The following is a 4361-nucleotide window of genomic DNA, read 5'->3' on the forward strand; positions in this document are numbered from 1 at the left end:
AGGTCTGCCGCATCACCGACGTGGTGCTCGCCGCCACGGCGGAGGCGCTGGCGACCACGCACCCCGAGCTCGCGCAACGGGCTCGGTCGCGACTGCGCGTGGCGGTGCCGATGATGCTGCGCGCCCCCGGGTCCACCGACGAGGGCAACGTCACTGCGGCGGTGATGATCGACCTCCCGCTCGAGCCGATGGCCCCGAGCCGGCGGGTCGCACTGATCCGTGAGCGGACGGCTCGGCTGCGGACGCCGACCCGGGCCCTGGGCTCGCGCTTCGTGATGTCACGAGTGCTGGGGGTCCTCCCCGAGCCCGCCGTGGCCTGGTTTGCCCGCACCGTCTACGGCCGCCGCTTCTTCCAGGCGATCGTGTCCAACGTGCCCGGGCCGGTGGACCGGGTGGCGTTGGCGGGATCAGCCGTCACGGGTGTGCTGCCGGTGCTGCCCCTCGCCCCCGGCGCGCCGCTCACCGTGGGCACGCTCGGGTGGACCGGCGTCGTCGGCGTCGGGATGGTCGGTGACCCCGAGGTCATCGACGTCGACCAGTTGGTGAAGTCCTTCGTCCAGGCGGTGGAATCGTTGCGGGACGAGCCGGGTCAGGAGTCCTGGGGTGCGCCCCAGACCACGGCGAGGAACAGCCGCGAGCGCTCGGTGGGATCGTCCAGCGCCGTCCCGAAGGACTCGCGCAGCTGGCCGAGGCGGTAACGCACGGTCTGCGGGTGGATGCCCAGCTCCGCCGCCACGGCCTGCTGGTTCCCCTGGTGCCGCAACCACGAGGCCAGCGTCGTCAGCAGCCGCGACCGCGCCCGGGCCGTGAGGCCGTTGAGCGGCGCCAGGGCTTGTGAACGCAGCGCCTTGATGAGCAGGTCGTCGCGGTGCACGATGATCGTGTCGAGGTGGTCGGAGACGAAGACCGGGTCCCCCTCGAGGAGGCCCTCCCGGGTCAGCCGCTCGGCGATCATGGCGATCCGGGCGCTCGCCGGCAGGAGCGTCAGCGGAACGGCCGGCCCCACCACGGCGCCGGCTCCGGAGAGGGACTCCTCCAGGCGGCTGCGGTGACCGGGACCGGCCGTGTCCGGGATGATCGCGCCGAAGAGCCCGTCCTGCTGCAGTCGCAGCCACTGCGGCCCGCCGTGTCCCACCGCGCGGCGCGCCGTCTCGTCCTCGGGGTCGACCAGCACGATGGAGGCCTCCGTGGGCAACCGCCACCCGGCCCTGGCGGCAGCGTTGCGCAGCGCCAGCATGTCGGAGCGACCGGAGACCAGCAGCTGGGTCAGCTCGTCGCGGAGCCGCTCACGGGCCAGGTGGTCCTCGGACTGCTGCTGCGCGTAGCCGTAGGCGGACGAGGAGGAGAGCCGCCCGACGAAGACGAACACCGCCTCGGCGAGGGCCGCGACGACGTCCGGCTCCATCTCGAGGGAGAGAGCCGTCTGGGAGACGTAGCGCCAAGCGACGCGCGCCCCGACCTGGTAGGCGGTCAGCAGCATGGTCAGGTCCTGCCCCTGCTGCGCCTGCAGACGGCCGATGGACTCGAAGAGTGCGTCACTGTCGTGGGCCATGCCGGAGGACGAGAGCCGAGCGTCCTGGGAGCCGAGCTGGTCGATGCGCGCCACCTCGAGCAGCCACTGGATGAAGGACGGCCCGGCGCCGGCCACGTCGGCTCGCCGCTGGCGCAGGAACGCCGCGTAGTCCGGCCACTCCGGCTCGAGCAGCTCGGCCACCTCGGCCAACAGCTGCGGAAACCTCCGGCTGAGCGCGTCCCGCAGGGCCTCCTGGTCGAAGGACGGCGTGGGGTCCTGCTCGCGCGCCGCGAAGGCAGGAGCATCGCTGTGCGACATGAGCCCAAATTTATCATTCAGTGACAGTTTCAGGATCGAAATCTGCCTTGGCGGTCGCAGACGCGGGCCGGCGTCAACCGCAATGATCAATGCATGGCGGATTCGCTCTCCCTGCCCTGGGATGCGCCAGACTCGCTGGCGCACCGACAACGCGAACGCGCGGAGAACTTCCCGGTCGCGTTGCGGGCCCTCCCTCGCCGTCATCGGGAGCACCTGCACTCGGTCTACGCGGTGGCGCGGATGATCGACGACACGGGGGACGAGGCGGAGGGTGACCGGAAGGCTCAGCTGCAGGAGCTGCGCACCGACCTGGATCGGATCTGGCTGGGCGAGCGGCCGACACACCCCGTCCTGCGACAGCTCGCGCCGACGGTGCGCGAGTGCGACCTCGAGCAGGACCTGTTCGACCGACTGGTCGAGGCCAACCTGCAGGACCAGCAGGTCTCTCGCTACGCCACCCTCGAGGAGCTCCTCGGCTACTGCCGCCTCTCCGCCGACCCGATCGGGCGAATCGTCCTGCGGGTCTTCGGTGTCGACGAGCCGCACTGCGCCGTGCTCTCCGACCGGGTCTGTTCCGCCCTGCAGCTGCTCGAGCACTGGCAGGACGTCCGGGAGGATTTCCTGGCGGGCCGGGTCTACCTGCCACTGGAGGACCTGGCCGCGTTCGGCGTGGAGGAGAAGGCCCTCGGAGCACAGGTTGCCTCGGAGCACCTCCGACGACTGATGCGTCACGAGATCGACTGTGCCCGTGCGTTGCTCGAGAGCGGCGCCCCCCTCGTGGGCGAGCTGCACGGCTGGGCGCGCCTGTCGGTGGCCGGCTTCGTCGCCGGCGGACGGGCCACTGCCGACGCCCTGCTGCGCACCGGAGGCGACGTGCTCGGACAGGACGCGTCCCCGACCCGGGCAGGGCTGGCACGGCACCTGACAGGAATACTCCTTCGTCCGTCGGGCAGGTGGTGGGCATGACGTCCGTGGAAGAGGCCTACCGTCGGTGCGAGGAGATCACCCGATCCGAGGCCCGCAACTTCTTCTACGGCATCCGCCTCCTGCCAGCACCCAAGCGCTCGGCGTTGTGCGCCCTCTACGCGCTCGCCCGGCGCATCGACGACATCGGCGACGGCGACCTCTCCGGCGTCGACAAGGCGGTTGCGCTCACCAAGGTCCGTCACAGCGTGCACGAGATGGACTCCAGCAGCGACCCCGTGCTCGTCGCCGTCAGCGACACCGCGCGGCGCTATCCCGTGCCGCTCGAGGCGTTCGACGAGCTGTTGGACGGCGTCGGGATGGACCTCATGGGCGTCAGCTACACCGACTTCGAGGAGCTGGTCCTCTACTGCCGTCGGGTCGCGGGCACCGTGGGTCGCCTGTGCCTGGGCGTGTTCGGCAGCGATGCCGAGCCGCGTGCCAGCCTGTATGCCGACCAGCTGGGAATCGCGTTGCAGCAGACCAACATCCTGCGAGACGTCCGCGAGGACCTCCTCCACGGCAGGGTCTACCTGCCCAAGGACGAGCTGGACCGGTTCGGGGTGACCCTCAGGCTCGACGACTACGGCTCGCTGGACGACCCGGACGGCCGCCTGGCGGCGATGCTGCGGGCGTTCGCGTCCCGGGCGCGCGACTGGTACTCCCTCGGCAACCGGCTGCTGCCTCACCTCGACCGTCGTAGCGCCGCCTGCTGCCAGGCGATGGCCGGCATCTACAGCCACCTGCTCGACGTCATCGAGGAGGACCCGACCACCGTCTACGACCGGCGCCTGTCGCTGGGCTCGGGCCAGAAGGTGCGCGTGGCGGTCTCGGCCCTGGCGGGGAGGCGCTGATGGCCGCAGGGAGGACACGGGTCGTGGTGGTCGGCGGCGGGCTGGCCGGCATCACGGCGGCCCTCGACTGCATCGACGGCGGCGCGGACGTCACCGTCCTGGAGTCGCGCGGCTGGCTCGGTGGCCTGACCCACTCCTTCCGTCGTCACGGGCTGTGGGTGGACAACGGGCAGCACGTCTTCCTGCGGTGCTGCACCGCATACCGGGGGCTGCTGGACCGGCTCGGGGTGGCCAACCTGGTCACCCTCCAGGACCGCTTGGACGTCCCCGTCGCGAGCGGGGACTCGGGACAGGTGTCGCGGCTGCGTCGAAGTGGACTGCCCGCGCCGCTGCACCTCGGCGCCGCCCTGGCGCGCTACCGGTGGCTGGAACCGGCGGAGCGCCTGAGGGCGGCGCGGGCTGCCTTGGGCCTCAAGCGAATCGACGTCGACGATCCCGCCACTGACGAGCGGTCCTTCGGCTCGTGGCTGGGGGAGCACGGCCAGAGCCCTCGCAGCCTCGAGGCCCTGTGGGACCTGATCGGCATCGCCACCCTCAACGCGCCCGCGGCCGAGGCGTCGCTCGCCCTGGGTGCCGTCGTCTTCCAGCAGGGCGTCCTCGGGTCGGCGTCCGCCGGTGACATCGGCTGGGCCAACGCACCGTTGCGGCGTCTGCACGGCGATGCCGCGACCGACGTGCTCGAGCGCGAGGGCGCGCAGGTGCGCACCCGAGCG

5 protein-coding genes are annotated in these 4361 nt (G+C 71.6%); 4 read left to right on the forward strand and 1 reads right to left on the reverse strand.

Annotated elements, in window-relative coordinates; genetic code table 11:
• On the forward strand, positions 1 to 698 hold a 698-nt coding region (locus tag FRW57_RS17925), incomplete at its 5' end, for a WS/DGAT domain-containing protein (RefSeq protein ID WP_152186635.1).
• Here FRW57_RS17925 and FRW57_RS17930 read toward each other — a convergent pair.
• The gene (locus tag FRW57_RS17930; protein ID WP_152186636.1) at positions 590 to 1831 is read right to left on the reverse strand and encodes a PucR family transcriptional regulator; all 1242 of its coding nucleotides are present in this window, start codon (positions 1829 to 1831) and stop codon (positions 590 to 592) included. The two genes, FRW57_RS17925 and FRW57_RS17930, sit on opposite strands and share 109 nt — an antisense overlap.
• A gap of 93 nt (positions 1832 to 1924) precedes the next feature.
• Between FRW57_RS17930 and hpnC the strand changes: the two genes are divergently transcribed.
• From hpnC to FRW57_RS17945, 3 genes are all read left to right on the forward strand, one after another.
• Positions 1925 to 2797 (forward strand): squalene synthase HpnC, encoded by an 873-nt coding sequence (gene hpnC, locus FRW57_RS17935; RefSeq protein WP_152186637.1) that lies wholly within the window; start codon positions 1925 to 1927, stop codon positions 2795 to 2797.
• Positions 2794 to 3648, forward strand: a complete 855-nt coding sequence (gene hpnD / locus FRW57_RS17940; RefSeq protein ID WP_137122161.1) for a presqualene diphosphate synthase HpnD — start codon at positions 2794 to 2796, stop codon at positions 3646 to 3648. The genes hpnC and hpnD overlap by 4 nt, the downstream gene beginning before the upstream one ends.
• Positions 3648 to 4361, forward strand: a 714-nt coding sequence (locus tag FRW57_RS17945; protein ID WP_152186638.1) for an FAD-dependent oxidoreductase, incomplete at its 3' end; no start/stop codon positions are given. The genes hpnD and FRW57_RS17945, both read left to right, overlap by 1 nt.

This window comes from Segeticoccus rhizosphaerae (assembly GCF_009192725.1).
GTDB classification, from domain to species: domain Bacteria; phylum Actinomycetota; class Actinomycetes; order Actinomycetales; family Dermatophilaceae; genus Segeticoccus; species Segeticoccus rhizosphaerae.

Bases quoted from the DNA above. Each gene is read 5' to 3' on its own strand.
- FRW57_RS17930 (WP_152186636.1), bottom strand. From the start codon at position 1,831: ATGTCGCACAGCGATGCTCCTGCCTTCGCGGCGCGCGAGCAGGACCCC.
- hpnD (WP_137122161.1), top strand. From the start codon at position 2,794: ATGACGTCCGTGGAAGAGGCCTACCGTCGGTGCGAGGAGATCACCCGA.
- hpnC (WP_152186637.1), top strand. From the start codon at position 1,925: ATGGCGGATTCGCTCTCCCTGCCCTGGGATGCGCCAGACTCGCTGGCG.